Raw genomic sequence first — 26,065 nt, 5'->3', positions numbered from 1 at the left:
TGGGGCGATGCTCAAGGAAGTCATCGCGACCCGCTACATCACGCCGCTGCGTGAGGGCGGCTCACTGCCGGGACTCGTCGAGGCCGACGACTTCGGGACGTACGTCATGAAGTTCACCGGCGCCGGACAGGGCCGCAAGACGCTGGTCGCCGAGGTCGTCTGCGGTGAACTCGCCCGCAGGCTGGGCCTGAGGGTGCCCCGGCTGGTGACGGTGGAGCTCGACCCGGTGCTGGGACTCGGCGAACCCGACCAGCAGGTGCAGGAGCTGCTCAGGTCCAGTGGCGGCGCCAACCTCGGCATGGACTTCCTCTCCGGCGCGCTCGGCTTCGACCCTCTCGCCTTCACGGTGAGCCCGGAGGAAGCCGGGCGGATCGTCTGGTTCGACGCGCTCGTGAACAACGTCGACCGGTCCTGGCGCAACCCCAACCTGCTGATGTGGCAAGGGGAGTTGTGGCTCATCGACCATGGCGCCACGATGATCTGGCAGCACAACTGGCCCGGCGCGGAGGCATCCGCCGCGCGCCCCTACGACGCCTCCGACCACGCCCTGCGCCCCTTCGCGCCGGACATCACGGGCGCCGCCGCCGACCTCGCCCCCCTCGTCACCGAAGACCTCCTCGCCGAGGTCACCGCCGCGGTCCCGGACGCCTGGCTGTCCGCGGAACCCGGCTTCGACAGCACCGAAGAGCTCAGGCGGGCCTACGCGCGGCCACTGCTGGCACGCGCCGCCGACGTCCACGAGCGCATCACCGGAATCGAGGGGGCCAAGTGAGCCACCGCCACTTCATCAAGGCGGGCCAGGGCGGCGACCGGCAGGTGTTCGAGTACGCCGTGCTGCGCGTCGTCCCCCGCATCGAGCGCGGCGAGTGCATCAACGCCGGTGTGCTGGTGTATTGCCGCGCTCAGGCCTTCGTCGGGGCGCGCACCCACCTCGACGAGGCCCGGCTGCTGGCCCTCGACCCGCGGGCGGACGTGACCGGCGTGCGGGCGGCACTGCGCGCCGTGGAGGGAGTCTGCTCCGGCGGCGAGGCAGCCGGACAGGCCGCCGGCGACGACGCCGGACGCCGCTTCCGCTGGCTGATCGCACCCAGGTCGACGGTCGTGCAGCCGGGGCCGGTGCACACGGGGCTCACCGCCGATCCGGCGGCCGAGACGGACCGGCTGCTGGACCTTCTGGTGCGGTGACGGCCTCCTCGCCAAAGCGCTGCGGCCGGACTTCAGCCCCTGCGGCGCCGCACCAGATAGCCGGCCGTGAGCACGGCGCCGGTGACGAAGGTCAGACCGACCGCGACGTCCCAGCCGCTGGGTCCGGACGTCGAAGCGCCGCCCAGCCCGCCTCGCGCGCCCCGCGTCGGAGCAAGGGTGGCGGGGGTGGCCGGAGTGGCTGGAGCGATGGAGGTGACGGGGGCGGTCGGGGCCGTCGGTGTCATACGTGTCGAGGGACGGCTCGTGGAAGAGATGAGGCCCCCGTCGCCGTCCCCGCCCCGGCCGCCTCCGTCCCCGCCCCGGCCGCCTCCGTCCCCGCCCTGAACGCCTCGACGTGGCAGCGACTCGCAGGCGATGCCGTCGTCCGGCCCCTGGTCCTCGTCGAGCCGGTCGGGGTCCCTCGGGTTCGCGTTGTAGTGGGCCTGCGCGTCCTCCTGGTAGGTGAAGTCGCGGCAGTTCCTGTCCTGGGCGTGAGCGGGTTCGGCGAACGGCACTATCGCGGCGAGCGCGATCAGCGTGCCGACGGCACCGGTGTGACGGCGCATGGTGCGCCTCCTTTCCGGCCATCTCTGACCTCGCGCTTCGACGCTAGGGGCCCGCACGCGCCGGGGCGCGCAGCCGTAGGCCGTTCGGGTGCTCGCGCCGGAGAGCGCGGGCGGGGACCATGGGTGGGCGCGCCCGGTTCGCGTCGCTCGTCAGGGGAATGGATCACACGCGGCCGGTCGGCCGTTGACACCGGGTGCCAGGGCTTCTAGCGTCACGTCTGCTGAAGGTACTAAGCGGTCGCTCACCGACGGGCGCTCCGCATGAGCCGCATCTCGAGGGCGAGGAGAACCAGCAATGTCCACCACTGAGCAGCGGGTCGCCGTGGTCACCGGCGGGGCGCGCGGCATCGGCGCCGCCACCGCCGTACGACTGGCCGCCGAAGGCCGCGCGGTCGCCGTGATCGACCTCGACGAGGCCGCCTGCAAGGACACCGTGGAGAAGATCACCGCGGCCGGCGGCAAGGCCATCGCGGTCGGCTGCGACGTCTCCGACGAGGCGCAGGTCGAGGCGGCCGTCGCCCGGATCGCCGAGGAGCTCGGCGCCCCGACCATCCTGGTCAACAACGCGGGCGTGCTGCGCGACAACCTGCTGTTCAAGATGAGCGTCTCCGACTGGGACACCGTCATGAACGTCCACCTTCGCGGCGCCTTCCTGATGTCCAAGGCCTGCCAGAAGCACATGGTGGACGCGGGCTTCGGCCGGATCGTGAACCTCTCCTCTTCCTCCGCGCTGGGCAACCGCGGCCAGGTCAACTACTCCGCCGCCAAGGCCGGTCTCCAGGGCTTCACCAAGACCCTCGCCAAGGAGCTCGGCAAGTTCGGTGTCACCGCCAACGCCGTCGCCCCCGGCTTCATCGCCACCGAGATGACCAAGGCCACGGCCGACCGCGTCGGCATGGGCTTCGAGGACTTCAAGGCCGCCGCCGCCACCCAGATCCCGGTGGCCCGGGTCGGCGAGCCGGACGACATCGCCAACGCCATCGCCTTCTTCACCGGTGAGGCGGCCGGGTTCGTCTCCGGCCAGGTGCTGTACGTCGCCGGCGGACCGCTCGACTAGGGATCAGGGATACGCGGAAATGACAGACATGACTGAACTGCCTGAACTCTCCGGCAAGGTCGCCCTCGTCACGGGCGGCAGCCGCGGCATCGGCTACGGCGTCGCCGAGGCGCTCGTCGCCCGCGGTGACCGCGTCGTCATCACCGGCCGGGGCGAGGACGCCCTCAAGGAGGCCGTCGAGCAGCTCGGCGCCGACCGCGCCGTGTACGTGGCCGGCAAGGCTCACGACGAGGCCCACCAGGCCATCGCCGTCGAGCGCGCCATGGAAGCCTTCGGCCGGGTCGACTACCTGGTCAACAACGCCGGTACCAACCCGGTGTTCGGGCCGCTCGCCGACCTCGACCTGGGTGTCGCACGCAAGGTGTTCGAGACCAACGTGATCTCGGCGCTCGGCTTCGCGCAGAAGACCTGGCACGCCTGGCAGAAGGACAACGGCGGCGCGATCGTCAACATCGCCTCCGTCGCGGGCATCGCGCCCTCGCCGTTCATCGCCGCCTACGGCGTCAGCAAGGCCGCGATGATCAACCTCACCCAGCAGATGGCGCACGAGTTCGCGCCCAAGGTGCGAGTCAACGCGATCGCCCCGGCCGTGGTGAAGACCAAGTTCGCGCAGGCCCTGTACGAGAACCGGGAGGCGGAGGCCGCCGCGTCCTACCCCCTGGGCCGGCTCGGCGTGCCCTCCGACATCGGTGGCGCCGCCGCGTTCCTCACCTCGGACCAGTCCGACTGGGTCACCGGCCAGACGCTCGTCGTCGACGGAGGCATCTTCCTCAACGCCGGCGTCGGCTGACACACGGGGTGTTCGACCCGGGCGCCGCTGGACACCAGCGGCGCCCGTGTCGACGTATCGCGAGATCAACGGCCCCTGACAACGGTGTCACCGACGAGTCGGGAAAGTGCTCCTGAGACGGGAGGTCCACCGGCCTGAACACTGCGGTATGTTTTGCCGACCCTTGGTATGGCAGATCGAGGAGCGTGCGCGTGTTCAACCGGATCCGACGCCTTCGGCAGGTGGCGGCCATCGCGTCCATATCGTCCCTGATGGCTGGATGCGGCGTCCTCTCGTCCGATTCGACGGAGGAGGAGGGGCCGATCGTGGTGGGGACGACCGCCGCCCCCAGCACCCTCGATCCCGCCGCGTCCTGGGACAGCTCCTGGGAGCTGTTCCGGAACATCTACCAGACGCTGCTCAGCTATCCCTCCGGATCGACGGTGCCCGAGCCCGACGCCGCCGAGAGCTGCCAGTTCAGCGACAGCTCGAACATGAAGTACAAGTGCGAGCTGCGCGAGGGCCTGAAGTTCTCCGACGGACACGCCCTCGACGCGAAGGCCGTCAAGCACTCGATCGACCGGATCCGGAAGATCAACGTCAACGGTGGCCCGGCCGGTCTGCTGGGCAGCCTCGACCGCGTCCAGGTGCTCAACGACCGCGAGGTCGTCTTCCACCTCAACAAGGCCGACGCGACCTTCCCGTTCGTGCTCGCCACCCCCGCCATGTCGATCGTCGACCCCGAGGACTACCCGGCCGACAAGCTGCGCGAGGACTCCGGGATCGTCGGATCCGGGCCGTACACCCTCGAGTCCTACGACGAGGGCAAGCAGGCGGAGCTCGTCAAGTACCCCGACTACAAGGGCTACGCCGAGCGTAAGAACGACGCGGTGACCATCCGCTACTTCCAGGACTCGCCCACCATGGTCGGCGCCCTGCGCGACAAGGAACTCGACGTCGCCTTCCGTGGTCTCGCCGCCGACGACATCGTCGACATCCAGGCGGACGACGACGATGAACTCCAGCTGATCGAGGGCTCCGGCACCGAGATCAACTACCTGGTCTTCAACCCCAAGGACCCGATGGCCGGCAAGTCCGCCGTCCGCAAGGCCATCGCCCAGGTCGTCGACCGCCCGGCGATCGCCCACAAGGTCTACAAGGACACCGTCGAGCCGCTGTACTCCATGGTCCCCAAGGGCCTGACCGGACACACGACGGGCTTCTTCGACGACTACGGCGAGCCCAGCGCGGCCAAGGCCCGCGAGATCCTCACCGACGCGGGCATCACGACCCCTGTCCGCCTTGAGTTCTGGTACACCAGCGACCGCTACGGCTCCGCCACCAAGGCGGAGTTCGAGGAGCTCAAGAGCCAGCTGGAGGAGTCCGGCCTCTTCGAGATCACCCTGAAGAGCCGCCCCTGGAAGACGTACGTCACCGGATACCAGAAGGGCGAGTACCCGGCCTTCGGACGTGGCTGGTTCCCCGACTTCCCGGACGCCGACAACTTCATCGCGCCGTTCGTCGGCAAGCAGAACGCGCTCGGCACGCCCTATGTGACCCCCAAGATCACCGAGACGCTGCTGCCCAGCTCCCGCGCCCAGAGCGACCGGGCCAACGTCGTCAAGGACTTCGAGGAGGCCCAGCGCATCCTCGTCGACGACGCGCGCCTGCTGCCGCTGTGGCAGGGCCGGCAGTACGTGGCCGCGAGCGCCGAGATCTCCGGCGCCGAGCGGGCCCTGGACCCGTCGACGATCATGATGATGGGTGAGCTGTACCGCAAGACGAGCTGGTAGGCGCGCTGCAAGACCAGCTGGTAGGTGCACCCTCCAGTGGGGTGGCCGGTCGGGATGTGTGGTCCGCGGGGCGATTGTCAGTGGTCGCCTGTAGGTTCTGAGGCCTGGAAGCGATCTCCGGGTCGTGGACCGCACATCGTCTGCCGCACACCGTAAGGAAGTTGACGTGACCGACATCGCCATGCTGCCCGAGTCCTGGCGCGGGGTTCTGGGCGACGAGCTTCAGCAGCCGTACTTCAAGGAGCTGACGGAGTTCGTCGAGGAGGAGCGGGCGAAGGGTCCCGTCTACCCGCCGCGCGAGGAGGTCTTCGCGGCCCTGGACGCTACGCCGTACGACAAGGTGAAGGTCCTGATCCTCGGCCAGGACCCGTACCACGGCGAGGGTCAGGGACACGGCCTGTGCTTCTCGGTCCGTCCCGGCGTGAAGACTCCGCCCTCGCTCCGCAACATCTACAAGGAGATGAAGGAGGAGCTCGGCCACCCCGTCCCCGACAACGGCTATCTGATGCCGTGGGCCGAGCAGGGCGTCCTGCTACTCAACGCGGTGCTGACGGTCCGCTCCGGTGAGGCCAACTCCCACAAGGGCAAGGGCTGGGAGAAGTTCACGGACGCCGTGATCCGCGCCGTGGCGAGCCGTCCCGACCCGGCGGTGTTCGTCCTGTGGGGCAACTACGCACAGAAGAAGCTCCCGCTCATCGACGAGACGCGGCATGTGGTGGTCAAGGGGGCGCATCCCTCGCCGCTGTCCGCGAAGAAGTTCTTCGGCTCCAGCCCGTTCACGCAGATCAACGAGGCGGTGGCCCGGCAGGGACACGAGCCGATCGACTGGCGGATCCCGAACCTGGGCTGACCTGCGTCGCCGGGCCGCCTCCCCGGACAGCCGGCGGCCGGGGGGCGGCCGGTGCCGGCCCGGTGCCTTACGGAGCCGCCTGACCCGGATCGTGGGCGTGGGCCGTTAGCGTCGGGAGGGAGCAGCCGACGAGGGCCCGGAGGACGCGGTGGCGGAGCAGCAGAAGCAGGCGGCGCCGGATGCGGTGCTGACGCGGATCGGGCAGGTCGTCATCCTCCATCACGCGGGTGACCGCGAGGAGGCCCGGCGGCGGTTGCTGGACCTGTGGACGGAGCTCGGCGAGGACGGCGATCCGCTGCACCGGTGCACGCTGGCGCACTACCTGGCGGACACCCAGGACGACCCGTCGGACGAGCTGGCGTGGGACCTGCGGGCACTGACGGAGGCGGAGGCCGCGCGAGGGGCGATCGCGGTACGGGCTCTGTATCCCTCGCTGCATCTGAACCTGGCCGCCGACTATGTGAAGCTCGACCACGCCGAGGCCGCCCGAGTCCATCTGCGCCGGGCCCGGGGCGCGGCGGGCGCGCTGGGGGACGACAGTTACGGGGACGGGGTGTGGGCGGAGATCCGGAGGCTGGAGTCGTGGTTGGGGGAGGGGGCGTGACGGTCGGGCCGCTTGCGGCAAGGGCGCGGATCTGACGGGGGTCGGGAACGACGCGACCGCCACCGCCCGCTCTTCACGCGCGCTCGTCATCGTCTGCTCGCCACCGCCTGCTCTTCACGCCCGCTCGTCATCGTCTGCTCGCCACCGCCCGCTCTTCACGCCCGCTCGTCATCGCCCGCTCGCCACCGCCCGTTCGTCATCGCCCGTACGTCTGGTCGCAGATCGTCGACTCCGGGCTGCCCGGGCGCCAGCCGCCGTACTTGCGCCCCAACGCGCACACGTCCGCGTTCTTCGGGACCTCCGGCCGGACGGACGTCGGCACGCCGGGGATCTCGACGGGTGACCGCCGCGCGGCGTCTACGGCCGGGCGGCCGGGGGTGCGGTGCTCGGGACGTGTCTGCGGGTGTGGGCGAGCGGCCGGGGGCCGGGCCGCCGGGGGCGGGGCGGCAGGCGATGCCGGCTGTGCGGCGGACGGCGTGGCGGTGGCCGGCCGACGGGACGGCCCGATGAGTGCCAGCGCCTCGCTGGCCGGCGCCTGCACGATCGGCCGCTGCGCCGAAGCGCTCGGCCGGGGTGCCGGCGGCGGTGACGGTGCCGTCGGGGCCGCGACCGGCGGGTGCTGGACCGTCATACAGCCGGAGAGGGCCGAGACGGCCACGGTGACCAGGAGCGTTGCGGTGGTCGTCGTTCGATGCACGCGCGCAACTCTGCTGCTTCGCGCGGCCGCCTGGACGGCGGATGAGCGGAGGTTGCTCCGCACGGGTGATCTCTGGCCCCGTACGGGCGGTATGCGCCCGCCCCGGCTGACGTCAGTCGCCGGTGGCGCCGTCGATGCGCTCGCGGACCAGGTCGGCGTGGCCGTTGTGGCGGGCGTACTCCTCGATCATGTGGGTGTAGATCCAGCGCAGATTGAAGTACTCGCCGCTGCGCCGGCTGCGGCCCTTGGAGAGGTCGTCCATGGCGAAGCCCGCGGCGTTGCGGCGGGCGATGGCGATCTCGGTCTGCCAGGTGTTCCGCGCCTCCTCCCAGGTGTCCGCCTCGGTGACGTGGAACTCGCCGTCCGGATCCTCCTCGGAGTAGTAGATCGCTCCGGGGTCCTCGCCCATCAGCACCTGTCGGAACCAGCCGCGTTCCACCTCCGCCATGTGCCGCACCAGCCCCATCAGGGTCAGCCCGGACGGCTCCACGGAGGCGGTCCTGAGCTGGGCGTCGGTCAGGCCCTCGCACTTCAGGGCGAGCGTCTGGCGGTGGTAGTCGAGCCACCCCTCCAGCATGGTGCGCTCGTCGGCGGTGGTGGCAGGTTCATGGCGTTCGATCGTCATGGCGGCATCCTCGCTCAACGCGCGGCGCGTCTCGAGGAGTTTTCGCGGTGGCCGGAGCTCAGCGGCCGAACATCCCGTCGAGCAGCTCGCGCAGCCCTGCCCGCACCTCCTCCAAGCCGGGCACCTCGGCGCTGTAGGTCCCGGCCACACAGCTGAACATCAGGCCGTCCGCCCAGGCGACCAGGGACAGTACGTGGCGGGCCGGGTCGGTGGAGCCCATCGCCGTGACCAGAACGGTGAGTTGGTCGCGGAAGCGGGCGCCCGTGGCGTCGAAGTAGGCGCGCAGCTCGGGGCGGCGGGTGGCCTCCAGGGCCAGTTCGTAGCGGGCGAGCGTCAGTTCACGGCCCCGGGTCAGGGCGCGGTGGGTCGCCAGGGCCAGTCCGTGCACCAGCGAGTCCAGGCCGCCCCGCGGATCCGGGATCTCCTCCAGCGCCAGGACGCGCGCCTCACGCTCGGCGAGCCGCCGCACCGTCAGCTCCAGCAGGGCCTGCCGGGTGCGGGCGACGTTCGACGTGGAGCCCTGCGGCAGCCCGGCCGCCTCGTCGACCGCCCGATGCGTGAGCCCGCGCATGCCGCGCTCGGCCAGCAGAGTGAGGGCGGAGTCGGCGACGAGATCGGCGCGTGAGCCGCCTGCGGTGCTTACGGACATGGAGATCAACCTACCCCCGGCACTACGCCTGTAGTACAGTCGAGGCACTGCTTCACTACATCTGTAGTGAGGCGTGGGGTGAGGAGGAGCCATGACACAGTTCGGGCGGGCCGTAGTGATCGGCGGCGGCATCGGCGGCCTGACCGCCGCAGCCGCACTGCACGCGAGCGGCTGGGACGTCACCGTGCTGGAGAGGGCGCCCTCCCTGGAGCCCGTCGGCGCGGCCATCTCGCTCGCGCCCAACTCCCTGCGCGCCCTGGACTTGATCGGCCTCGGCGACGAGATCCGCGACCTCGCGGCCTGGCAGGGCGACGGGGGACTGCGCACCCCGGCCGGGCGCTGGCTCTCACGCACGGACGCCGACGCCGTGGCCGCGCGCTTCGGCGGACCGCTCGTCCTGCTGCACCGGGCCACCCTCATCGGCAGCCTGGCCAGGCGCCTGCCGCCGGGCGCCGTGCGCACGGGCACCGCGGCGACCGTCGCCGACCCGGGCGACGCCGGCCGCCCCGCCCGGGTGAGCATCCCGGACGGCGAGCTCGAGGCCGACCTCGTGGTGGCCGCGGACGGCGTCCGGTCCGCCGTACGCGAGGCGCTGTTCCCGGACCACCCCGGGGCCGTCTACGCCGGGTTCACCACCTGGCGGGTCGTCATCCCGGTGCCGGGCGTGGAGTTCGCCGCGCACGAGACCTGGGGCCCCGGCCGCATCTGGGGCTCGCACCCGCTCAAGGACGGCCGGGTCTACGCCTACGCCGCTGCGCGCACGCCCGCCGGGGAGCGTGCCCCGGACGACGAGAAGGCCGAACTGCTGCGCCGCTACGGCGACTGGCACGACCCGATCCCCGACATCGTCGCCGCCGCCCGCCCCGAGGACATCCTGCGTCACGACGTCCACCACATCACCACGCCGCTGCCCGCCTACCACCGCGGCCGGGTCGCCCTCGTCGGAGACGCGGCGCACGCCATGCCGCCGACACTGGGGCAGGGCGGCAACCAGGCCGTGGAGGACGCCGTCGTCCTCGCCCACCATGGTGCCGACCTCGCCGCCTACACCGCGGCCCGTCTCCCACGTACGACCGCCGTCGCGCGCCAGGCCGTGCGGGTCGCCCGCCTCAACATGATGACCGGCCGCGCCGGGATCGCCGTACGGAACGTGGCGACGGCCACCCTGTCCAAGGCCGCCCCGCTGCTGTTCCTACGAAACTTCGAGGACATCGCCGGCTGGAGGCCGCCGCAGGCGCCGTATGCTGCGTCAAAGGCCCCGGCGGACAAGCTCCAGAGGAGAACACCAGGTGAAGGTCGGCTGCATCGGACTCGGTGACATCGCGCAGAAGGCATACCTGCCGGTGCTCGGCGTGCAGCCCGGGGTGGAACTGCACCTCCAGACGCGTACGCCCGCGACGCTCGCCCGGGTCGCCGACATCCACCATCTGCCCCCACAGCAGCGGCACCAGGACCTCGACTCGCTGCTCGCGCAGGGGCTCGACGCGGCCTTCGTGCACGCGCCCACCGGGGCGCACCCGGAGATCGTGACCCGGCTGCTGGATGCGGGCGTGCCGACCTACGTCGACAAGCCGCTCGCCTACGACTTCGCCGAGTCCGAGCGGCTGGTGGCCCTGGCCGAGCAGCGGGAGGTGAGCCTCGCCGTCGGCTTCAACCGGCGTTACGCCCCCGGCTATGTGCAGTGCGCCGACCATCCGCGCGAGCTGATACTGATGCAGAAGAACCGGATCGGGCTGCCCGAAGAGCCCCGCTCGATGATCCTGGACGACTTCATCCATGTCGTGGACACGCTGCGCTTCCTGGTGCCCGGCCCGATCGACGACGTGACCGTGCGCGCTCGCGTCGAGGGCGGTCTGCTGCACCATGTCGTGCTCCAGCTCGCCGGGGACGGTTTCACGGCGCTCGGTGTGATGAACCGGCTCAGCGGCTCGGCCGAAGAGGTCCTCGAGGTGTCCGGGCAGGACACCAAGCGCCAGGTCCTCAACCTTGCCGAGGTCGTCGACCACAAGGGCCAGCCCACCGTGCGGCGACGCGGGGACTGGGTGCCGGTGGCCCGGCAGCGCGGCATCGAGCAGGTGGTACTGGCCTTCCTCGACGCCGTGCGCGCGGGCAAGGTGCTCAGCGCCCGGGACGCGCTGGCGACTCACGAGTTGTGTGAGCGGGTGGTACGCGCGGTTCAGGAGCAGGCTGCCTGACCCGGAGCCGCAGCGCCCTCGCCCCCTCGCCGAGCGCCCACAGGGCGACGATCAGCAACGCCGCCTGCACCGGCCAGTCGCCGAAGCGGACGTACGGCGTGACACCGTCGGCCAGCGGCACCTCGTAGACGACGCTCGTGCTCGCGCTCGTACCGAGCCAGGAACCGATGCGCTGTCCGCTCGGGCCGTACACGGCGGAGACGCCCGTGAGCGTGGCATGGACCATCGACCGGCCGGTCTCGGCGGCGCGCAGCGCGGCGAGCGAGGCATGCTGCTCGGGAGCCCAGCTCTGCTGGAACGTCGACGTGGCCGACTGGGCGACCAGCACCTGGGCGCCGGCGTCGACGAGATTGCGGCTCATGTCGGAGAACGCGGACTCGAAGCAGACCATCGGCCCGATCCGCAGCCCCTGCCCCGCGTCCATCACGACCTGCCGAGTGCCCTGCCTGCGGTCCTCCGCCGCGGCCCTGCCCACGGAGGTCGCCCAGCCGAGCAGCGAGCGGGCCGGTATGTACTCCCCGAAGGGAACCAGCCGCATCTTGTCGTACCGGGCGCCGGTCGGGCCGTCCGGGCCGACGAGGATCGAGCTCTTGTAGATGCCGGGCTTGTCGGAGCGCCGCGCGTCCACGTTGACCAGGATGTTCGTCCCCGTCTCAAGAGAGAGCGCGGCGAGCCGCCGGGCGAAGTCGGGCCGGTCGTCGAGGTCGTAGCCGACGCTGCTCTCGCCCCAGACGACCAGGTCCAGGCCCTGGCCCGCCAGCTCGCGGGTGAGCTGGACCTCCCGGTCGAAACGCCGTTCGGGCGCGGCGGCGCCCCCGATCACACCCGGCTGTACGACGCCGATGCGCGCCCGGCTCGCGACGTCCGGCCGCGGGGACCACACCCAGGCGGCCGAAGCGGCCACCGCCGCGGCGAGGACTCCCGCCACCGCCGGAATCCAGGAGCCGCGCACCGCGACCAGCACCGCGACCGCCACATTGACCGCCACCAGCAGGAAGCTGATCAGCCACACCCCGCCCACCGAGGCGAGCCGAAGGGCGGGCTCCACCTGCCACTGACTGGAGCCCAGCACGCCCCATGGCCCACCGAGGCCCTGCCAGGAGCGGACGAGCTCGATCAGCAGCCAGCCCGACGGCAGCAGGAGCAGCGACGCGGCGATCCGGCCCGGTGACGGCCCCGCACCGAGGAAGTGGCGCACCAGCAGGCCCCAGGGTGCCCACAACGCGCCCAGCAGGGCGGCGATGACGAACGTGAACACATGCAGGTTCGGCAGCAGCCAGTGGTGCATGGCCAGCATGAAGCCGAACCCGCCCCACCATCCTTCGTACAGCGCCCGTCTCCCGGTCGGCGCCGAGCGCAGCAGGGCGAGCCACGGGACCAGGGCGACGTAGGCGAACCACCACAACGACGGCTCGGGGAACGCCAGCACGGGCAGTGCGCCGGCCAGGACGGCGGCGATCGAGCGGCGCCACGGGGAGGCGAGCCAGTGGCTGATCGTCTTCATGCATCACCTCCTACCCCGTGGTCCTTCCAGTGTGCTCGCCGGCACTGACATCGGGGCACTCGACGTCCGCTCAGTCGGCCACCGCGGGCGCGGTCCGGTCGGGCAGCCGGCGCCACTTCTCCTGCACGACCACCTCACGCAGCCGCCAGCCGTCGTCCGTGCGCAGCAGCCCGAAGGCATACCGGCCGCCGCACACGAAGTCCGGGGCCGAGGAGGCCCCGCCGTCCTCGGCGAACCGCATCGGATTGACGTAGTCGGCCCGGACCCTGGCCGTGTCACCGGTGTCCTGCTCCAGCACGCCGAAGCTCACCCGGCGATTGACGATGAGGTGCTGGCGCATCGAGAACATCCGCATGCTCTCCGCGAGCCAGGCGGCGACCTTCCCGGCGTCTCCCTCGATGCCGCCGGCCGAGCGGTAGTCCGCCCGGCCGTCCGGGGTGAACAGGCGCCGGTAGGCGGCCCAGTCGCCGTCGTCCACGGCCCCGGCGTAATCGCTGATCAGTGAGTCGACCGTGAGCCGGTCCCTCAGGGTGGCGAGCTCCACACGCTGCGTCATCGGCTCAGTGTTGAGCATGTGGTGAGCGCAGCCAAGAGGCGTGCGGCGATATTCGGTGGATCGAGGTGGGGGTGTCGGTGAGGCTGTGCCCCGTGACAGAATAGAACGACCGAGTGGGCCGACCCGAACCGAAGTTCCGCGTGCGCGCCCGCCATACCGAATCCACGGTGACCGTCTATCAGGCGTACCGGCCCCAGATCGGCCGGCCCGCGGCCCGCGACGGCCGCTTTCCGCCGTCCTGGAGCCGGGAGCGCATGACATGGATCAAGCCGTCGTTCCTGTGGATGATGTACCGCTGCGGCTGGGCGACCAAGGAAGGCCAGGAGACCGTCCTCGCCGTCGAGATCAGCCGGGCGGGCTTCGAGTGGGCGCTGCGCCACGCATGCCTCTCGCACCATGTGCCCGCTCTGCACGGTGACCGGGATGCCTGGAGACGTCAGTTGAAGCAGGCTCCCGCGCGCGTGCAGTGGGACCCGGAACGCGACCTGCGGCTGAGCCCCTTGCCGTACCGGTCGCTCCAACTGGGGCTCGGTGGCGAGGCGACCGCTCGGTACGCGGACGACTGGATCGTCGGCATCGAGGACGTGACGCCGCTCGTCACGGAGATCCACACGCATGTGCGCGCGGGCGACCTGACACGTGCGGCCGAGTTGCTGCCGCAGGAGCGGCCGTATGCGCTGGGGGACGACGTGCTGGCGCATCTGCGCGGCTAGGGCCTGTCGTCAACTTCCCGTCGTCCGCCCGCACGGCAGGCGGGAATTTGACGACAGGGCCTAGAGGGACCGCCGGCCGATCGTGGCCCGCAGCTGTTCGAAGGCGGTCGGCCCGACCCTGGCGCCCAGGAAGTCCTTGATGCGGTGGGCGCATTCCTGCGGTGTGGCCTCACCGGTGTCGCACTCCAGGTCGTAGACGCCGTGCGCGTGCACCTGCTCCAACTGGGCGCCGGCGAGACCGGCCGGTCTGTCGCCCCGCGCGCGCTCCCGGCGCTCCAGTTCCGCCGGGTCGCAGTGGACCTTGACCAGGACGACGTCCTGCGGCACGAAGAGCGACAGACAGTCCTTGAGGCGCCACTCGGCGCTCAGCACATGGTCGACGACGACGTTGTTCCCCGCGGCGGCCATGCCGGCGACCGCGCGGTGGAAGCCTTGCCAGGTGCGGTGCAGCACCGTGGCGAGCTGGTCCTGCGGGACGGGGGTGCGGGAGCGCATCGCGTGAAAAGCGTCGACGGGCATGTGGAAATACGGCTCGTCCAGGATCCGCAGCAACTCGCCCGCGATGCTCGACTTGCCCGAACTCGACGTGCCGTTCAGGAAGATGACGGTGCCACGGCGGGCGGGGACGTGATCCAGATGCTCCATGAGCCGGATCTTAGGCCGGATCTTTTCGAACGGGCCCTGGACTCGGGCAGCCTCGCTGCTCACGGCCGGCCTCAATTGCTCTCAGGCGCCTCGTTCTTCAGGCAGCCTCGGTCTTCAGGTGACCTCGGTCTTCAGTCGACCTTGGTCTTCCAGCAGCCTCCGCCTTCAGGCAGCCTCGATGATCTCGGCGCGGATGGCGGCGGCCCACTCGACCACCAGCAGTTCGTACTCCGCGCGCTCCTGGGCGGACAGGGAGCCGCCCGCGCGCAGCCACAGGGCGCGTATCTCCTCGTTCACCTCGGCAGCAGAGCGCACGGAACCAGGGCCTAAGGAATGGGGGGACATGCGGACAAGCCTAGGGGCAAGGACTGACCCTGCGCTACCGGACGGCTACGCACAACGTATGCGATTGGTCACGGGTGCCGGGCTGCCTGCCCCTACTGACTCGTCGGTCAGCCTGCCGACTCCGCCGCGTGCGGGCTGAGGGCGCCCGTCGCCACCAGGATGATGATGACGATGCCGAGTGCGATGCGGTACCAGACGAACGGCATGAAGCTCTTGGTCGAGATGAACTTCATGAACCATGCGATCACCGCGTACCCGGTGGCGAAGGCGATCACCGTCGCGAAGATCGTCGGACCCCAGGTGACGTGGTCGCTCTCCATCGCGTCCTTGAGCTCGAAGAGGCCCGAGGCGAGGACGGCCGGGATCGCGAGGAGGAACGAGTAGCGGGCCGCGGCCTCGCGCTGGTAGCCCATGAAGAGACCACCGCTGATGGTGGCTCCGGAACGGGAGACGCCGGGGATCAGGGCCGCGGACTGGCACAGGCCGAAGATCAGGCCGTCCTTGACGGTCAGGTCCTGAAGGCTCTTGCGCTGCTTGGCCGCACGGTGCCGGCCGCCCGACTCGTCCCGGGCCGCCAGCCGGTCGGCGATGCCGATGATGATGCCCACGACGATCAGCATCGTCGCCGTGATGCGCAGATCGCGGAAGGGTCCCTCGATCTGGTCCTTGAGCGTCAGGCCCAGCACGCCGATCGGGATCGAGCCGACGATCACCAGCCAGCCCATCTGGGCGTCGTGGTCCCGCCGCATCTCCTTGTCGGTCAGGGACTTCGTCCATGCCACGAGGATCCGCCCGATGTCCTTGCGGAAGTAGATCAGTACCGCGGCCTCCGTACCGATCTGGGTGATCGCCGTGAAGGCCGCGCCCGGGTCCTCCCAACCTGAGAACGCCGCGGTCAGCCGCAGATGCGCGCTGGAGGACACAGGGAGGAACTCGGTCAGCCCCTGGACGAGTCCGAGGATGAGCGATTCAAACCAAGACATGAAGTTACGGAGTCCAAGTGCTGATCGTGGCAAGGAGTGGTGAGGACGTCGCGCCGGCGGGACAGTGATCGCGCGTGTCGAGGGGCAGCGTAGCGCCCCCTGACGACACCTCGGTCACAGGGGGGCGGGCTCGGTGTTCACGCGGCCGACGGCCCCGCCACCGTCCAACCGGGCGCCTGGGGATGGGCGGTGAGGTCCTCGTGATGCACCGGGTCGCCGCAGACCTGGCAGGTGACGACCGGGACCAGTTCGTTGCCGCAGATGTGCTCGATCACCATGGGGCGGTCGTCCTCCTCGCGCAGATGGCGGTCGCCCCACGCCATGAGGGTCATCAGGACCGGCTCCAGCTCGAGCCCCGCCTGGGTCGGCCGGTACTCGAACCGCTGAGGGCGCTCGCTGTAGGTGCGCTTGGTGAGGATCCCGGCGTCGACGAGGCGGCGCAGTCGGGTGGCCAGGATGTCGCGCGGGGCGCCGATGTTGCGGACGAGCCGGTCGAAGCGGCCGTTGCCGAGGCACACCTCGCGCAGGACGAGCAGGGAGTACTTCTCGCCGACGAGGGCCAGGGCGTCGGCGATGGAGCAGGGGCGCGGGTCTTTGGTGGCGGCCATGGCGCTCAGTTTAGGGGCTCGGCCCAGGAGACGGTTCGAGTTTCAAACCGAATGGGTTTGATTTTCCAACTGATGGAGCTATGGTGAGTTCGGATTTCCTACTCACCGGTAGCCGACGCCGGTGCCGCACCGGCCCGCCCACGCGCCGGTCGTCGCCCGGCGGCCAAGGAGGCCCGCACCATGCGTGACGCAGTCGTCGTCGAAGCCGTACGCACCCCGATGGGCAAGGGCAAGCCGAACGGCGCCCTCGCCCATGTCCATCCGGTCGAGCTCCTCGCGCACACCCTGCGCAGCCTCGTCGAGCGCTCGGGCATCGACCCGGCTCTGATCGACGACGTCATAGGCGGCACCGTCGACCAGGTCGGCGAACAGGCCATGAACACCACCCGCTACGCCGCGCTGTCGGCGGGCTTCCCCGACACGGTCCCGGCGACCACCGTGGACCGCCAGTGCGGCTCCTCCCAGCAGGCCGTGCACTTCGCGGCGCAGGGCGTCATGTCGGGCGCGTACGACCTGGTCGTCGCCTGTGGGGTGGAGTCGATGAGCCGGGTGCCGATGTGGTCGAACGTGCCGCCCGGCAAGGACCCCTTCGGCCCCGGCATCGCCGAGCGCTACCCGGAGGGTCTCGTCCCGCAAGGGATCAGCGCCGAGCTGATCGCGGCCAAGTGGTCGATCACCCGTCGGCAGATGGACGAGTTCGCCGTCGCCTCGCACCACAAGGCGGCCATGGCCTGGGACAAGGGCCTGTTCGACGCCGAGCTCACGCCCCTGGACGGAGTCGCCCGCGACGAGTGCGTACGGCCGGGCAGCACCCCCGAGATCCTCGCCGGACTCAAGCCCGCGTACCACGACCCCGTCTTCGCCGAGCGGTTCCCGCAGATCGAATGGAACGTCACCGCCGGCAACGCCAGCCCGGTCAACGACGGCGCCTCCGCCGTCCTGATCACGTCCGGTGACACCGCGGCCCGGCTCGGCCTGCGCCCCCTGGCCCGCATGCACAGCTTCGCCGTCACCGGATCCGACCCGCTGCTGATGCTCACCGGCGTCGTCCCGGCGACCGAGAAGGTGCTGCGCAGGGCGGGGCTGCGGCTGGACGACATCGACCTGTTCGAGGTGAACGAGGCCTTCGCCGCCGTGGTTCTGGCCTGGCAGCAGGAGACCGGCGCCGACCTCGGCAAGGTCAACGTGCACGGCGGCGCCATCGCGCTGGGCCACCCGCTCGGCGCGAGCGGTACCCGGCTGACGACGACCCTGGTCCACGCGATGCGCGAGCACGGCGCCCGCTACGCCCTCCAGACGATGTGCGAGGCGGGCGGCCTGGCCAACGCGATGATCCTCGAGGCGGTGTGACCGAGCCCCCGAGGGACAGGGAGAGGGGTCCGGGGGGGGGCCTCAGTGGCCGCGCAGGTGGTGGCGCTTGCGCCAGGCCACCACCACGCCCGCCAGGGCGGGTACGGCGATGCAGGCCAGCGCGATCAGGAAGGCGGGCGACGTCGGCGTGGAGGCACGGGCGCCGGCGACGACGTACGCGGCGGTGTTCGGGATGGACCCGAGCGCCGTCGCGAGCAGGAACGGTACACAGCCCATGCGGGAGACGGAGGCGGCGTAGTTCGCGGCCCAGAACGGCACACCCGGGAAGAGCCGCACCGCCAGCATCGAGCGGAAGCCGTGCCGGCTGAACTGGCCGTCTGCCGCCTTCAGCACCCGGCCGCGCAGCAGTGGGCGCAGCGCGTCCTGGCCGAGCAGCCGACCCAGCCCGAAGGCGATCCCGGCGCCCAGCACCGTCCCCGCCAGGGCCGCGCCGAGGCCCCACTGAGAGCCGAAGAGCGCGCCCGACGCGAGGTTCAGCAGAGGCCGCGGCACGAACGCCACCGTCACCAGCCCGTACGCCACGGCGAACAGCACCACCGCGGCGGCCCCCTCGACCTGCGGCGGCCAGCCGCTGGTGAGCAGCTTCTGCGGCTCGAAGAGCAGCACGGTCGACGCACCCGCCGCCAGCAGGGCGACGAGCAGGGACAGCCGCGACCACGGCGAGGACAGCACTCTCGCGCAGCGCGCGGCGAAGCCCGCGGACACGGGGACGGAGACGGGAACGCGGACAGGTACGGGCGCGGGGACTGCGAGCTCCGTGGCGGCGACCCGGGGCGGAGCTGTGGCGGTGCCCCCAGAGCGGGTGGTGGCATCGTCGAGCATCCGGCGACCCTAACCGACAAAGTTGTGTGATCGCCGTATGGTTCGTCTCATGAGCGTCACAGGTGCGGGAACATCGGAAGTTCCGCGCAGTGTTCTGGCCGACACGGTCCTGGAGCGGCTCACCGCCACGTACACCGCCGCCGCGGACCCCGCGCGGGCCGCCGTGGCCCAGGCGTACATGAAGGACGTCGCCCCCTTCCTCGGCATCCCCACCCCCGAGCGCCGCGCTCTGTCCCGCAGCGTCCTTCAGGGCACACCGCGCCCCGACGAGGCCGACTGCACCGCCATCGCCCTGTGCTGCTGGCGCCTGCCCGAGCGGGAGTACCACTACTTCGCCGTCGATTACCTGCGCCGCCATGTGGGGCGCTGCTCCTCCGGCCTGCTGCCCGTGGCCCGGCATCTCATCACCACCGTCTCCTGGTGGGACACCGTCGACGCGCTCGCCGCGCATGTCGTCGGCAGCCTGGTCACGGCCGATCCGAAGCTCACCGCCGACATGGACGCATGGATCGCCGACGACGACCTGTGGGTCGCCCGCACCGCCCTGCTCCACCAACTGCGCTACAAGGAACGCACCGACACCGAACGCCTCTTCGCCTACTGCCTGCGCCAGTCCGCGCACAGCGACTTCTTCATCCGCAAGGCCATCGGCTGGTGTCTGCGCGAGTACGCCAAGACCGACCCGGACGCCGTACGGGACTTCCTGGCGCGCGAGCGCGGGAGGTTCGCCCCGCTGTCGGTGCGGGAGGCGCTGAAGAACATCGGGACGTGAGCCGCGGAGGGTCATTGACGCGGGTCCCGAACTCCCCCTCGCGGAAAACCATTCGACGCCCGGCAGGGCGTCGGCGATGATCGATCCCATGTTCCGGTACGCCTTCGTCCTCGCAGCGTCCGCAGTCGCGGATGCTCCGAAGGCTGCCGTCTTCGCCTTCCCGGCCGTCGTCGACGGCGCCCGAAGCTGACCCTCTCCGGATCGTCCGGCGGACCCCGCAGGGGGAGGGTCGGCGAGTACCTGGGGTCCCATCATCACTTTCGAGGCTTCGAGGTACCGCCATGTCCAAGACGGCATACGTGCGCACCAAACCGCATCTGAACATCGGCACGATGGGTCATGTCGACCACGGCAAGACCACCCTGACCGCCGCCATCACCAAGGTCCTCGCCGAGCGCGGATCCGGCACGTTCGTGCCGTTCGACCGCATCGACCGGGCGCCGGAGGAGGCCGCGCGCGGCATCACGATCAACATCGCGCACGTCGAGTACGAGACCGACACCCGTCACTACGCTCATGTCGACATGCCGGGCCACGCCGACTACGTCAAGAACATGGTCACCGGCGCCGCTCAGCTGGACGGGGCGATCCTCGTCGTGTCCGCGCTGGACGGGATCATGCCGCAGACCGCCGAACACGTGCTGCTCGCCCGGCAGGTGGGCGTCGACCACATCGTCGTCGCCCTCAACAAGGCCGACGCGGGGGACGAGGAGCTCATCGACCTCGTCGAGCTGGAGGTCCGCGACCTGCTCACCGAGCACGGCTACGGCGGCGACGCCGCGCCCGTCCTACGGGTCTCGGGGCTGAAGGCCCTGGAGGGCGACCCGAAGTGGACGGCCTCCGTCGAGGCACTGCTCGACGCGGTGGACACCTACGTTCCGATGCCGGAGCGGTATGTGGACGCGCCGTTCCTGCTGCCCGTCGAGAACGTGCTCACCATCACCGGCCGGGGGACCGTGGTCACCGGCGCCGTGGAGCGGGGCACGATCCGCGTCGGCGACCGCGTCGAGGTGCTCGGGGCCGGGCTGGAGACCGTGGTCACCGGCCTCGAGACGTTCGGCAAGCCGATGGACGAGGCGCAGGCGGGCGACAACGTGGCGTTGCTGCTGCGAGGGGTTCCGCGCGACTCCGTCCGACGGGGGCATGTGGTCGCCGCGCCGGGCAGTGTGGTGCCCGAGCGGCGGTTCTCCGCCCAGGTGTATGTGCTGTCCGCACGGGAAGGCGGTCGTACCACCGCGGTCGCCAGCGGGTACCGGCCGCAGTTCTACATCCGTACGGCGGACGTGGTCGGGGACATCGACCTCGGCGCGGTGGGCGTCGCGCGGCCCGGGGAGACGGTCACGATGACCGTCGAGCTGGGGCGTGAGGTGCCGTTGGAGCCCGGGCTGGGCTTCGCCATTCGTGAGGGTGGCAGGACGGTGGGGGCGGGGACCGTGACCGCCGTCGGGTGAGGCCGGCGCGGTGAGTGGGGGACCGCGGGATCGCTGTGGACGATCGCGCGGTCCCTCGCCCAGCCCTTCGGGGCGCTTCCCCGGCACGACGAGGCCGCTTCCCTCGGCACAATGAGAAGGTGAACGAGCCCATACCCGTCACCCGCGCCGTCGACCACGGCACCGCCAAACTGCTGCCCGACGTGGACCGCGACCGGGCCTGGCTGCTCACCGTCGACGGGGCGCCTCAGTCGTACGTCGATCTCGACGAGCCCACGCATCTGGAGTTCGAGTACGCGCGTCGGCTGGGGCATGTGCTCGACATCGTCGCGGAGGCAGGGCGGCCACTGGACGTGCTGCATCTCGGGGGCGGGGCGTTCACCCTGCCCCGGTATCTGGCGGCCACCCGGCCCGGTTCACGGCAGGACGTCGTCGAGGCCGACCGGGGTCTGCTGGAGCTGGTCGTCGAGCATCTGCCGGTGCCGGACGGGTGCGGAGTCCGGCTGCACGCCGGGGACGCGCGGGCCTGGCTCGAGGCGGCCCCGGACGGCTCGGTCGACGTGCTCGTCGCCGATGTCTTCGGTGGCTCGCGGGTACCCGCGCATCTGACGTCGGTGGCGTACGTCCGTCACGTCGAACGCGTGCTGCGGCACAGCGGCGTCTATCTGGCCAACCTCGCCGACGCGGCGCCCTTCGCCTTCCTGCGCTCCCAACTGGCCACCTGCGCCATGCTGTTCGAGGAGCTGGTGCTGATCGCCGAGCCGGGTGTGCTGCGCGGGCGGCGGTTCGGCAACGCGGTGCTCGTGGCCGCGCACCAGCCCCTGGACACCGTCGGCCTGGCCCGGCTCACCGCCTCCGACGCCTTCCCGGCCCGCGTCGAACACGAACCCGCCCTGCGGGAGTTCATCGGCGACGCGCGACCGGTGCGGGACGAGGACGCCGTACCCTCACCCGAGCCCCCCGACGGGGCGTTCGGCATCGGCTGAGCCGGCCTGGCTCGTCATGGCCACCTGCTTGGTACGCCGGCGCAGGTTGCGTACGTCCGGTACGCACAGTGCCGCCGCCGTCATCACCACGACCAGCGCGGCGCAGCCCCACAGCGCCGATGTGCGCCCGAACGCCGACTCCGCCGGGCCGGCCAGGGCAGCCGCGAGCGGGACCAGGGCGACCGAGCCGAACCAGTCGTAGGCGGAGACCCGGGACAGCTTGTCCTCCGGTATCTCCTGATGGAGCGCGGTCATCCAGGAGACGCCGAACACCTCCAGCGTCACGCCGGTGAGGAACATCACCGCGCACAGGACGGCGACCGGCACCGGGACGGCGAGCGCGGCGGACGGCAGGGCGAGCGGAAAGACGCACACGGTGCCGGCGAGGAGGAGGCGGCGCGGCTTCCAGCGGGTCATGAGCAGGGCACCGGCCACCGTGCCCGCGCCGAAGAAGCCCAGGGCCAGACCCCAGGGGCCGGCCCCGCCCAGGTGGTCCCGGGCGACCAGCGGGCCGTAGACCGCGTCCGCGGCACCGACGACCGCGTTCGCGACGGAGAACTGCACGACCACGGCCCACAGCCAGGGGCGCCCGGCGAACTCCCGCCAGCCGTCCCGCAGATCGGACAGCATGCCGCCGCCCGGAGGGCGCCGCGGGATGTGACGCACGTCCAGCAGCGCCCGCATGGCTCCGGCGACCGCGAAGGCCGCCGCGTCCGCCGCCAGCACCCAGCCCGGCCCGATGGCGGCCACCATCGCACCGCCGAGCGCGGCGCCGCCGACCGCCGCCCCCTGCATCGCCATCCGGAACACGGCGAACGCCCGGCTCACCTGCTCACCTTGGACCGACGACAACAGCATGCCCTCGGCCGCCGGGCTGAAGAACGCCTGGCCGGCGCCGCCGAGGGCGGTCAGCAGCATCATCTGCCACAGCCGGGCCTCCCCGGTGAGGACGAGCACGGCGAAGGCGGCCTGGGAGACACAGTTGAGGGCGTTGGCCGCGACCATCACCCGGTGCCTGGGCAGCCGGTCCGCGACGGCGCCGCCGATCAGCAGGAAGAGCACCAGCGGCAGCGTGCGGGAGGCGGCCACCAGACCTACGTCACCGCCGTCGCCGCCCGCCTCCAGTACCGCGAACGCCGCGGCGATCAGCGCGCCGTGGCTGCCGAGGTTGGTGACGAACGCCGCGGCGGTCAGCAGGCTGTAGTTGCGGCCCGCCCAGGCGGGGCGGCGCGAGCGGCTCGGGGGACCGGCGGCGGAAGTCACCGGCAGACTATCCCCGCCCGGACGCCCCTTTGCCAAACCGATCGCAGGTCACGGGCCCTCTGGCGACTTTCGGCCACCGCCCGTGCCGGAGCTTCGGGGTGCGACGGTACGACGCTCGTCACATCACCTGTTCCCAGGACCCTACTCATGGGTAACCTGGCCCGCATGAGCGCAGACCAGATGTCGATCGGCGAGATGCTCGCCGCCACGGTGCCCATGGCCCGGACCTTGAACCTCGAGTTCCTGGAGACCACGCCGGAGAAGGCCGTGGTGGCTCTGCCGGACCAGGGCGACTATCACAACCACGTCGGCGGACCGCACGCCGGAGCCATGTTCACGCTGGGCGAGTCGGCCAGCGGGGCGATCGTGCTGGCCGCGTTCGGCGACCAGCTCTCGCGCGCCGTGCCGCTGGCCGTGCGGGCCGAGATCGCGTACAAGAAGCTCGCCATGGGCGCCGTCACCGCCACCGCGACCCTGGGCCGCCCGGCTGCCGAGGTCGTCGCGCAGCTGGACGCGGGGGAGCGTCCCGAGTTCCCCGTGGCCATCGAGATCCAGCGTGCGGACGGGGCCGTGACCGGAGAGATGACGGTCGTCTGGACGCTGCGGCCGAACGGCTGAGCGCACCTCGACGGCGAGCGGGGGCCCGGCGGCAGCGGGGCCCCCGCGGGATGCGTGCTGCCGCGCTCTGCCGGCCTGGCTCCTTGAGTTGAGCTCCTTGGGTTGAGCTCCTTGAGTTGAGCTCCTCGGGATGAGCCTCTCCGGCCGTGAGCCGTGTCCGCTCCGGCCCCCGCGGCATCCAGGTCCGCGGCGAACTCATCGGCACGTCACGACGTTCACGGAATTGAAGATTCCGTGGACCAACGGTCTTTATGTGCACACAACTCACGGCCCGCTCCGACGGCAATTTCGAATGCGGGTGCGGATACCGCCGGTAACTCCAACTAATTGCCTTCCTCTTGAATGCCCGTCACTCGAACTTCTTGTTTCCTGTGCGGCGCTTGTGCGAAAGTGAGCGACCCTGATGGCCGGTCCACATGTGACGCGGCGCAGGTATGCACCAATCGCGCACCCGCTTTCCGATGGACGTGCATTCCCCATGCCGTCCCGCGGCCGGGAAGGAAATGGTTCAGTGCAATCCCCCTACCCCCCACGACCGCCGTACCCGCCACGGCCCGGAATGAGCACCCCAGGGTCCGACCGGGAACTCCTCGCGAGCCGGGACAAGCTCGGCACGGACGGCCATGCCGTCGCGCTGCTTCTGGCACGGCACTGGCGAGCCACCCATGACTACGCGACCATCTGCCTGGCCTCCATGGAGAGTTCCGCCGCCATGGTGGCCGCGGCGGCGTTCCATCGCGTGCTCGGCCGGCCGGCCGACGGCGCGCTGCGCCCCCGGCTCCTCAACGCCGTACGCGACCTGGTGAAGGAGTGGGCGACCGATGGCGACATTTCCGTCCTGCTACCGGAACTCGGCAAACCGACCGGTGGCCGCGGACTGCGCGCCGCGCGATCCGTGACACCCGAAAGACGACACATCGCCGAGCGCGCATTCCGGGCGTTGTCGGGCGCCGCGCAATGCCTGCTGTGGCACACCGAGGTCGAGGCGGAACCGATAACCATACCTGCCGGTCTGCTGGGCGTGGACCCGAACACCGCCTCGGCGGCCCTGGACAGAGTGCGCGAGCAATTCAGAGCCGGTTGCGTACGCGCCCACCGAGAACTCGCGCCCACCCGGGAATGCCGTTACTACAACCGTCTCCTCGATGTCCCCATTCGCCGGGGCGGTGCCTTGTTGCCCGATGTGCAGCAGCATCTGGGGGAGTGCCGTTACTGTCGCCACGCCGCCGAGCAGCTCAGCCATTTCGAGGGCGGCCTCGACGTCCTGCTCGCCGAGACGGTGCTCGGCTGGGGCGCCCGGCGCTATCTCGACTCCCGGCCCGCGAGGGGTGGCTCGGGAGCGGAGGCGTCCACCCGTTCACGGCGCGGGGGGCGGCACCGCCCCGTGCTCGCCGCACCACGCGGGCGGGCGAAGGCTGTCGCCGTAGGGGTGGGCCTGACGTCCCTCGCCCTGCTGGTCACGGTGCTCACCGCCAAGGGCTGGTCCGAGGAGAACGTTCCTGACGCGACGGCCACCTGGGGCGTGCCAAGCGGCCGTTCCGTCCACCCGGATACGGTCTCGCCGCCTCCGTCCGGTGGATCGCCGTCGGCCGCCTCGGCCGAGGAGCCCGTCGCGATCGGCCAGGGAAGACTCCGCAACCTCGGCAGCGGCCTGTGCCTGGACCTCAGCGACGGCGAGGTCCGCGCCGGGGCCCGAGCCGAGCTGGCGAAGTGCTCGTCCGCCGCCTCCCAGCAGTGGTCGTACCAGGACAGCGGGCTGCTGCGCAGCGCCGCCGACCCCACCCTGTGCCTCGACTCCGATGCCGGCGACGACACGGTCGCCCTCGCGAACTGCCTCGCGCACGCCGGTGAGGTCCACTACGACCTCACCGTCCACGGGGAGCTTCTGCCGCGCCGGTCCACCGGGCGGGCGGTCGCCGGCGGCGAGGACGAGACTCTGGTGCTCGCCGAACGCGACGGATCGGCGGGGCAGCGCTGGCTGCTCGACGGCGGACTTGGAGACGTTCGGGAGGGGAGGCCCGAGCGGCAACTCGAGAACCCATCCGAGAACCCGACCGGGAAGCAGCACGAGAAGGACGGGCAGGCCAAGAATTACGAGCTGGACGAGCATCCCAAGAACGGAGAGGACAAGCAGAAGAAAGAAGAGAAGCAGGAGAAACGGAGCGAGAAGGAGCAGGGCGGTTCGCCCGGAGCGTCGGAGCGCGAGGTGCCCGGCGCCGTCGCCACCGACTCGCCCGAGACCGCTGCCCCGCAGGGCGAGCCCGCGGAGGAGGAGCCTGAGCGGCGGTACGAGACGCGCTACGTCCACGACGACTCCCGCGACCAGCCGGAGCCCGCCACTCCGGTCGCCACTCCGGTCGCCGCCGTCGTGGCCCTGCCAACCACGCTGCCGGGCACCGTGAAGCGGGAGCACCAGGGCAACCTGTGGGACGCAGAGACCGTCACTCAGAACGGGTAGG

The 26,065-nt window shown here is 71.1% G+C and carries 28 protein-coding genes; 16 read left to right on the top strand and 12 right to left on the bottom strand.

The features are described 5' to 3' along the window. Positions 1-7 precede the first annotated feature (7 nt). Together ACHBTE_RS11670 and ACHBTE_RS11665 are read left to right on the top strand one after the other, a co-directional pair. A complete protein-coding gene (locus ACHBTE_RS11670; protein WP_394723599.1) occupies positions 8-772 on the top strand; it encodes a HipA family kinase in 765 nt (254 codons plus the stop codon). Continuing rightward, a complete protein-coding gene (locus ACHBTE_RS11665; protein WP_394723598.1) occupies positions 769-1,185 on the top strand; it encodes a DUF3037 domain-containing protein in 417 nt (138 codons plus the stop codon). The genes ACHBTE_RS11670 and ACHBTE_RS11665 overlap by 4 nt, the downstream gene beginning before the upstream one ends. A gap of 32 nt (positions 1,186-1,217) precedes the next feature. Here the strand turns inward: ACHBTE_RS11665 and ACHBTE_RS11660 are convergent, their stop codons facing one another. Then, on the bottom strand, positions 1,218-1,751 hold the full coding sequence (locus ACHBTE_RS11660) for an excalibur calcium-binding protein (protein ID WP_394723597.1): 534 nt from the start codon (positions 1,749-1,751) through the stop codon (positions 1,218-1,220). Between the two features lie 295 nt (positions 1,752-2,046). Between ACHBTE_RS11660 and fabG the strand changes: the two genes are divergently transcribed. The 5 genes from fabG (at position 2,047) to ACHBTE_RS11635 (ending at position 6,824) form a co-directional block, all read left to right on the top strand. Beyond that, positions 2,047-2,808, top strand: coding sequence for a 3-oxoacyl-ACP reductase FabG (gene fabG, locus ACHBTE_RS11655; protein ID WP_200703193.1), 762 nt, complete (start codon positions 2,047-2,049; stop codon positions 2,806-2,808). Between the two features lie 28 nt (positions 2,809-2,836). Continuing rightward, positions 2,837-3,598 carry an SDR family oxidoreductase gene (locus ACHBTE_RS11650; RefSeq protein ID WP_394723596.1) on the top strand — a complete coding sequence of 254 codons (762 nt, stop codon included), beginning with the start codon at positions 2,837-2,839 and terminating at the stop codon, positions 3,596-3,598. Between the two features lie 191 nt (positions 3,599-3,789). Continuing rightward, on the top strand, positions 3,790-5,370 hold the full coding sequence (locus ACHBTE_RS11645) for an ABC transporter substrate-binding protein (RefSeq protein WP_394723595.1): 1,581 nt from the start codon (positions 3,790-3,792) through the stop codon (positions 5,368-5,370). Between the two features lie 166 nt (positions 5,371-5,536). Beyond that, positions 5,537-6,220, top strand: a complete 684-nt coding sequence (gene ung / locus ACHBTE_RS11640; RefSeq protein WP_394723594.1) for a uracil-DNA glycosylase — start codon at positions 5,537-5,539, stop codon at positions 6,218-6,220. A gap of 148 nt (positions 6,221-6,368) precedes the next feature. Next, complete coding sequence (locus ACHBTE_RS11635; protein ID WP_394723593.1) at positions 6,369-6,824, top strand: hypothetical protein; 456 nt, start codon at positions 6,369-6,371, stop codon at positions 6,822-6,824. Between the two features lie 196 nt (positions 6,825-7,020). Here the strand turns inward: ACHBTE_RS11635 and ACHBTE_RS11630 are convergent, their stop codons facing one another. From ACHBTE_RS11630 to ACHBTE_RS11620, 3 genes are all read right to left on the bottom strand, one after another. Continuing rightward, positions 7,021-7,521 (bottom strand): hypothetical protein, encoded by a 501-nt coding sequence (locus ACHBTE_RS11630; protein ID WP_394723592.1) that lies wholly within the window; start codon positions 7,519-7,521, stop codon positions 7,021-7,023. A 112-nt stretch (positions 7,522-7,633) separates the two neighbouring features. Next, positions 7,634-8,146, bottom strand: coding sequence for a DinB family protein (locus ACHBTE_RS11625; RefSeq protein WP_394723591.1), 513 nt, complete (start codon positions 8,144-8,146; stop codon positions 7,634-7,636). A 58-nt stretch (positions 8,147-8,204) separates the two neighbouring features. Next, the gene (locus ACHBTE_RS11620; RefSeq protein ID WP_394723590.1) at positions 8,205-8,795 is read right to left on the bottom strand and encodes a TetR/AcrR family transcriptional regulator; all 591 of its coding nucleotides are present in this window, start codon (positions 8,793-8,795) and stop codon (positions 8,205-8,207) included. A gap of 91 nt (positions 8,796-8,886) precedes the next feature. On the opposite strand from ACHBTE_RS11620, the gene ACHBTE_RS11615 reads away from it, so the two are divergent. Next, entirely contained in the window at positions 8,887-10,113 is a 1,227-nt protein-coding gene (locus ACHBTE_RS11615) for an FAD-dependent monooxygenase (RefSeq protein ID WP_394723589.1), read from the top strand. Continuing rightward, a complete protein-coding gene (locus tag ACHBTE_RS11610; RefSeq protein WP_394723588.1) occupies positions 10,085-10,990 on the top strand; it encodes a Gfo/Idh/MocA family protein in 906 nt (301 codons plus the stop codon). The genes ACHBTE_RS11615 and ACHBTE_RS11610 overlap by 29 nt, the downstream gene beginning before the upstream one ends. On the opposite strand, the gene lnt is transcribed toward ACHBTE_RS11610, so the two are convergent. Beyond that, complete coding sequence (gene lnt / locus ACHBTE_RS11605; protein WP_394723587.1) at positions 10,914-12,494, bottom strand: apolipoprotein N-acyltransferase; 1,581 nt, start codon at positions 12,492-12,494, stop codon at positions 10,914-10,916. The genes ACHBTE_RS11610 and lnt overlap by 77 nt on opposite strands. A gap of 70 nt (positions 12,495-12,564) precedes the next feature. After that, positions 12,565-13,050, bottom strand: a complete 486-nt coding sequence (locus ACHBTE_RS11600) for a nuclear transport factor 2 family protein (protein WP_394723586.1) — start codon at positions 13,048-13,050, stop codon at positions 12,565-12,567. Positions 13,051-13,163: 113 nt separating this feature from the next. Here ACHBTE_RS11600 and ACHBTE_RS11595 point away from each other — a divergent pair, with 113 nt between their 5' ends. Further along, on the top strand, positions 13,164-13,763 hold the full coding sequence (locus ACHBTE_RS11595) for a DUF4291 domain-containing protein (protein WP_394723585.1): 600 nt from the start codon (positions 13,164-13,166) through the stop codon (positions 13,761-13,763). Positions 13,764-13,823: 60 nt separating this feature from the next. Here the strand turns inward: ACHBTE_RS11595 and ACHBTE_RS11590 are convergent, their stop codons facing one another. From ACHBTE_RS11590 to ACHBTE_RS11575, 4 genes are all read right to left on the bottom strand, one after another. Further along, the gene (locus ACHBTE_RS11590) at positions 13,824-14,408 is read right to left on the bottom strand and encodes a chloramphenicol phosphotransferase CPT family protein (protein WP_394723584.1); all 585 of its coding nucleotides are present in this window, start codon (positions 14,406-14,408) and stop codon (positions 13,824-13,826) included. Positions 14,409-14,573: 165 nt separating this feature from the next. After that, a complete protein-coding gene (locus tag ACHBTE_RS11585; protein ID WP_394723583.1) occupies positions 14,574-14,753 on the bottom strand; it encodes a hypothetical protein in 180 nt (59 codons plus the stop codon). Between the two features lie 107 nt (positions 14,754-14,860). Beyond that, positions 14,861-15,736 carry an undecaprenyl-diphosphate phosphatase gene (locus tag ACHBTE_RS11580; RefSeq protein WP_394723582.1) on the bottom strand — a complete coding sequence of 292 codons (876 nt, stop codon included), beginning with the start codon at positions 15,734-15,736 and terminating at the stop codon, positions 14,861-14,863. Between the two features lie 137 nt (positions 15,737-15,873). Further along, positions 15,874-16,344, bottom strand: coding sequence for a winged helix-turn-helix transcriptional regulator (locus ACHBTE_RS11575; protein ID WP_394723581.1), 471 nt, complete (start codon positions 16,342-16,344; stop codon positions 15,874-15,876). Between the two features lie 180 nt (positions 16,345-16,524). On the opposite strand from ACHBTE_RS11575, the gene ACHBTE_RS11570 reads away from it, so the two are divergent. Further along, positions 16,525-17,694 carry a thiolase family protein gene (locus ACHBTE_RS11570; RefSeq protein ID WP_394723580.1) on the top strand — a complete coding sequence of 390 codons (1,170 nt, stop codon included), beginning with the start codon at positions 16,525-16,527 and terminating at the stop codon, positions 17,692-17,694. Between the two features lie 42 nt (positions 17,695-17,736). On the opposite strand, the gene ACHBTE_RS11565 is transcribed toward ACHBTE_RS11570, so the two are convergent. After that, on the bottom strand, positions 17,737-18,537 hold the full coding sequence (locus ACHBTE_RS11565; RefSeq protein ID WP_394723579.1) for a TVP38/TMEM64 family protein: 801 nt from the start codon (positions 18,535-18,537) through the stop codon (positions 17,737-17,739). Positions 18,538-18,586: 49 nt separating this feature from the next. Between ACHBTE_RS11565 and ACHBTE_RS11560 the strand changes: the two genes are divergently transcribed. From ACHBTE_RS11560 to ACHBTE_RS11550, 3 genes are all read left to right on the top strand, one after another. After that, the gene (locus tag ACHBTE_RS11560) at positions 18,587-19,309 is read left to right on the top strand and encodes a DNA alkylation repair protein (RefSeq protein ID WP_394723578.1); all 723 of its coding nucleotides are present in this window, start codon (positions 18,587-18,589) and stop codon (positions 19,307-19,309) included. A gap of 281 nt (positions 19,310-19,590) precedes the next feature. Continuing rightward, positions 19,591-20,760 (top strand): elongation factor Tu, encoded by a 1,170-nt coding sequence (gene tuf / locus ACHBTE_RS11555; protein ID WP_394723577.1) that lies wholly within the window; start codon positions 19,591-19,593, stop codon positions 20,758-20,760. 119 nt (positions 20,761-20,879) lie between these two features. Further along, positions 20,880-21,725 carry a spermidine synthase gene (locus tag ACHBTE_RS11550; protein ID WP_394723576.1) on the top strand — a complete coding sequence of 282 codons (846 nt, stop codon included), beginning with the start codon at positions 20,880-20,882 and terminating at the stop codon, positions 21,723-21,725. On the opposite strand, the gene ACHBTE_RS11545 is transcribed toward ACHBTE_RS11550, so the two are convergent. Further along, complete coding sequence (locus tag ACHBTE_RS11545; protein ID WP_394723575.1) at positions 21,687-22,988, bottom strand: MFS transporter; 1,302 nt, start codon at positions 22,986-22,988, stop codon at positions 21,687-21,689. The genes ACHBTE_RS11550 and ACHBTE_RS11545 overlap by 39 nt on opposite strands. Positions 22,989-23,168: 180 nt before the next feature. On the opposite strand from ACHBTE_RS11545, the gene ACHBTE_RS11540 reads away from it, so the two are divergent. Both ACHBTE_RS11540 and ACHBTE_RS11535 read left to right on the top strand, forming a co-directional pair. Then, a complete protein-coding gene (locus tag ACHBTE_RS11540) occupies positions 23,169-23,606 on the top strand; it encodes a DUF4442 domain-containing protein (protein WP_394723636.1) in 438 nt (145 codons plus the stop codon). 559 nt (positions 23,607-24,165) lie between these two features. After that, entirely contained in the window at positions 24,166-26,064 is a 1,899-nt protein-coding gene (locus ACHBTE_RS11535; RefSeq protein ID WP_394723574.1) for an RICIN domain-containing protein, read from the top strand. The last annotated feature ends 1 nt before the right edge of the window (position 26,065 follow it).

This window comes from Streptomyces sp. M41, assembly GCF_043673425.1.
In the GTDB taxonomy this organism is placed as follows: domain Bacteria; phylum Actinomycetota; class Actinomycetes; order Streptomycetales; family Streptomycetaceae; genus Streptomyces.
This window is presented reverse-complemented; position numbering and strand designations above follow the sequence as displayed.

Excerpts from the sequence above, each read along its gene's own strand:
- ACHBTE_RS11575 (WP_394723581.1), bottom strand. The coding sequence starts at position 16,344 with ATGGCCGCCACCAAAGACCCGCGCCCCTGCTCCATCGCCGACGCCCTG.
- ACHBTE_RS11625 (WP_394723591.1), bottom strand. The coding sequence starts at position 8,146 with ATGACGATCGAACGCCATGAACCTGCCACCACCGCCGACGAGCGCACC.
- ACHBTE_RS11670 (WP_394723599.1), top strand. The coding sequence starts at position 8 with ATGCTCAAGGAAGTCATCGCGACCCGCTACATCACGCCGCTGCGTGAG.
- ACHBTE_RS11580 (WP_394723582.1), bottom strand. The coding sequence starts at position 15,736 with ATGTCTTGGTTTGAATCGCTCATCCTCGGACTCGTCCAGGGGCTGACC.
- ACHBTE_RS11660 (WP_394723597.1), bottom strand. The coding sequence starts at position 1,751 with ATGCGCCGTCACACCGGTGCCGTCGGCACGCTGATCGCGCTCGCCGCG.
- ACHBTE_RS11540 (WP_394723636.1), top strand. The coding sequence starts at position 23,169 with ATGTCGATCGGCGAGATGCTCGCCGCCACGGTGCCCATGGCCCGGACC.
- ACHBTE_RS11570 (WP_394723580.1), top strand. The coding sequence starts at position 16,525 with ATGCGTGACGCAGTCGTCGTCGAAGCCGTACGCACCCCGATGGGCAAG.
- fabG (WP_200703193.1), top strand. The coding sequence starts at position 2,047 with ATGTCCACCACTGAGCAGCGGGTCGCCGTGGTCACCGGCGGGGCGCGC.
- ACHBTE_RS11615 (WP_394723589.1), top strand. The coding sequence starts at position 8,887 with ATGACACAGTTCGGGCGGGCCGTAGTGATCGGCGGCGGCATCGGCGGC.
- ACHBTE_RS11535 (WP_394723574.1), top strand. The coding sequence starts at position 24,166 with ATGAGCACCCCAGGGTCCGACCGGGAACTCCTCGCGAGCCGGGACAAG.
- tuf (WP_394723577.1), top strand. The coding sequence starts at position 19,591 with ATGTCCAAGACGGCATACGTGCGCACCAAACCGCATCTGAACATCGGC.
- ACHBTE_RS11650 (WP_394723596.1), top strand. The coding sequence starts at position 2,837 with ATGACTGAACTGCCTGAACTCTCCGGCAAGGTCGCCCTCGTCACGGGC.
- ACHBTE_RS11590 (WP_394723584.1), bottom strand. The coding sequence starts at position 14,408 with ATGGAGCATCTGGATCACGTCCCCGCCCGCCGTGGCACCGTCATCTTC.
- ACHBTE_RS11620 (WP_394723590.1), bottom strand. The coding sequence starts at position 8,795 with ATGTCCGTAAGCACCGCAGGCGGCTCACGCGCCGATCTCGTCGCCGAC.
- ACHBTE_RS11560 (WP_394723578.1), top strand. The coding sequence starts at position 18,587 with ATGAGCGTCACAGGTGCGGGAACATCGGAAGTTCCGCGCAGTGTTCTG.
- ACHBTE_RS11565 (WP_394723579.1), bottom strand. The coding sequence starts at position 18,537 with ATGCTCGACGATGCCACCACCCGCTCTGGGGGCACCGCCACAGCTCCG.
- lnt (WP_394723587.1), bottom strand. The coding sequence starts at position 12,494 with ATGAAGACGATCAGCCACTGGCTCGCCTCCCCGTGGCGCCGCTCGATC.
- ACHBTE_RS11600 (WP_394723586.1), bottom strand. The coding sequence starts at position 13,050 with ATGACGCAGCGTGTGGAGCTCGCCACCCTGAGGGACCGGCTCACGGTC.
- ACHBTE_RS11585 (WP_394723583.1), bottom strand. The coding sequence starts at position 14,753 with ATGTCCCCCCATTCCTTAGGCCCTGGTTCCGTGCGCTCTGCTGCCGAG.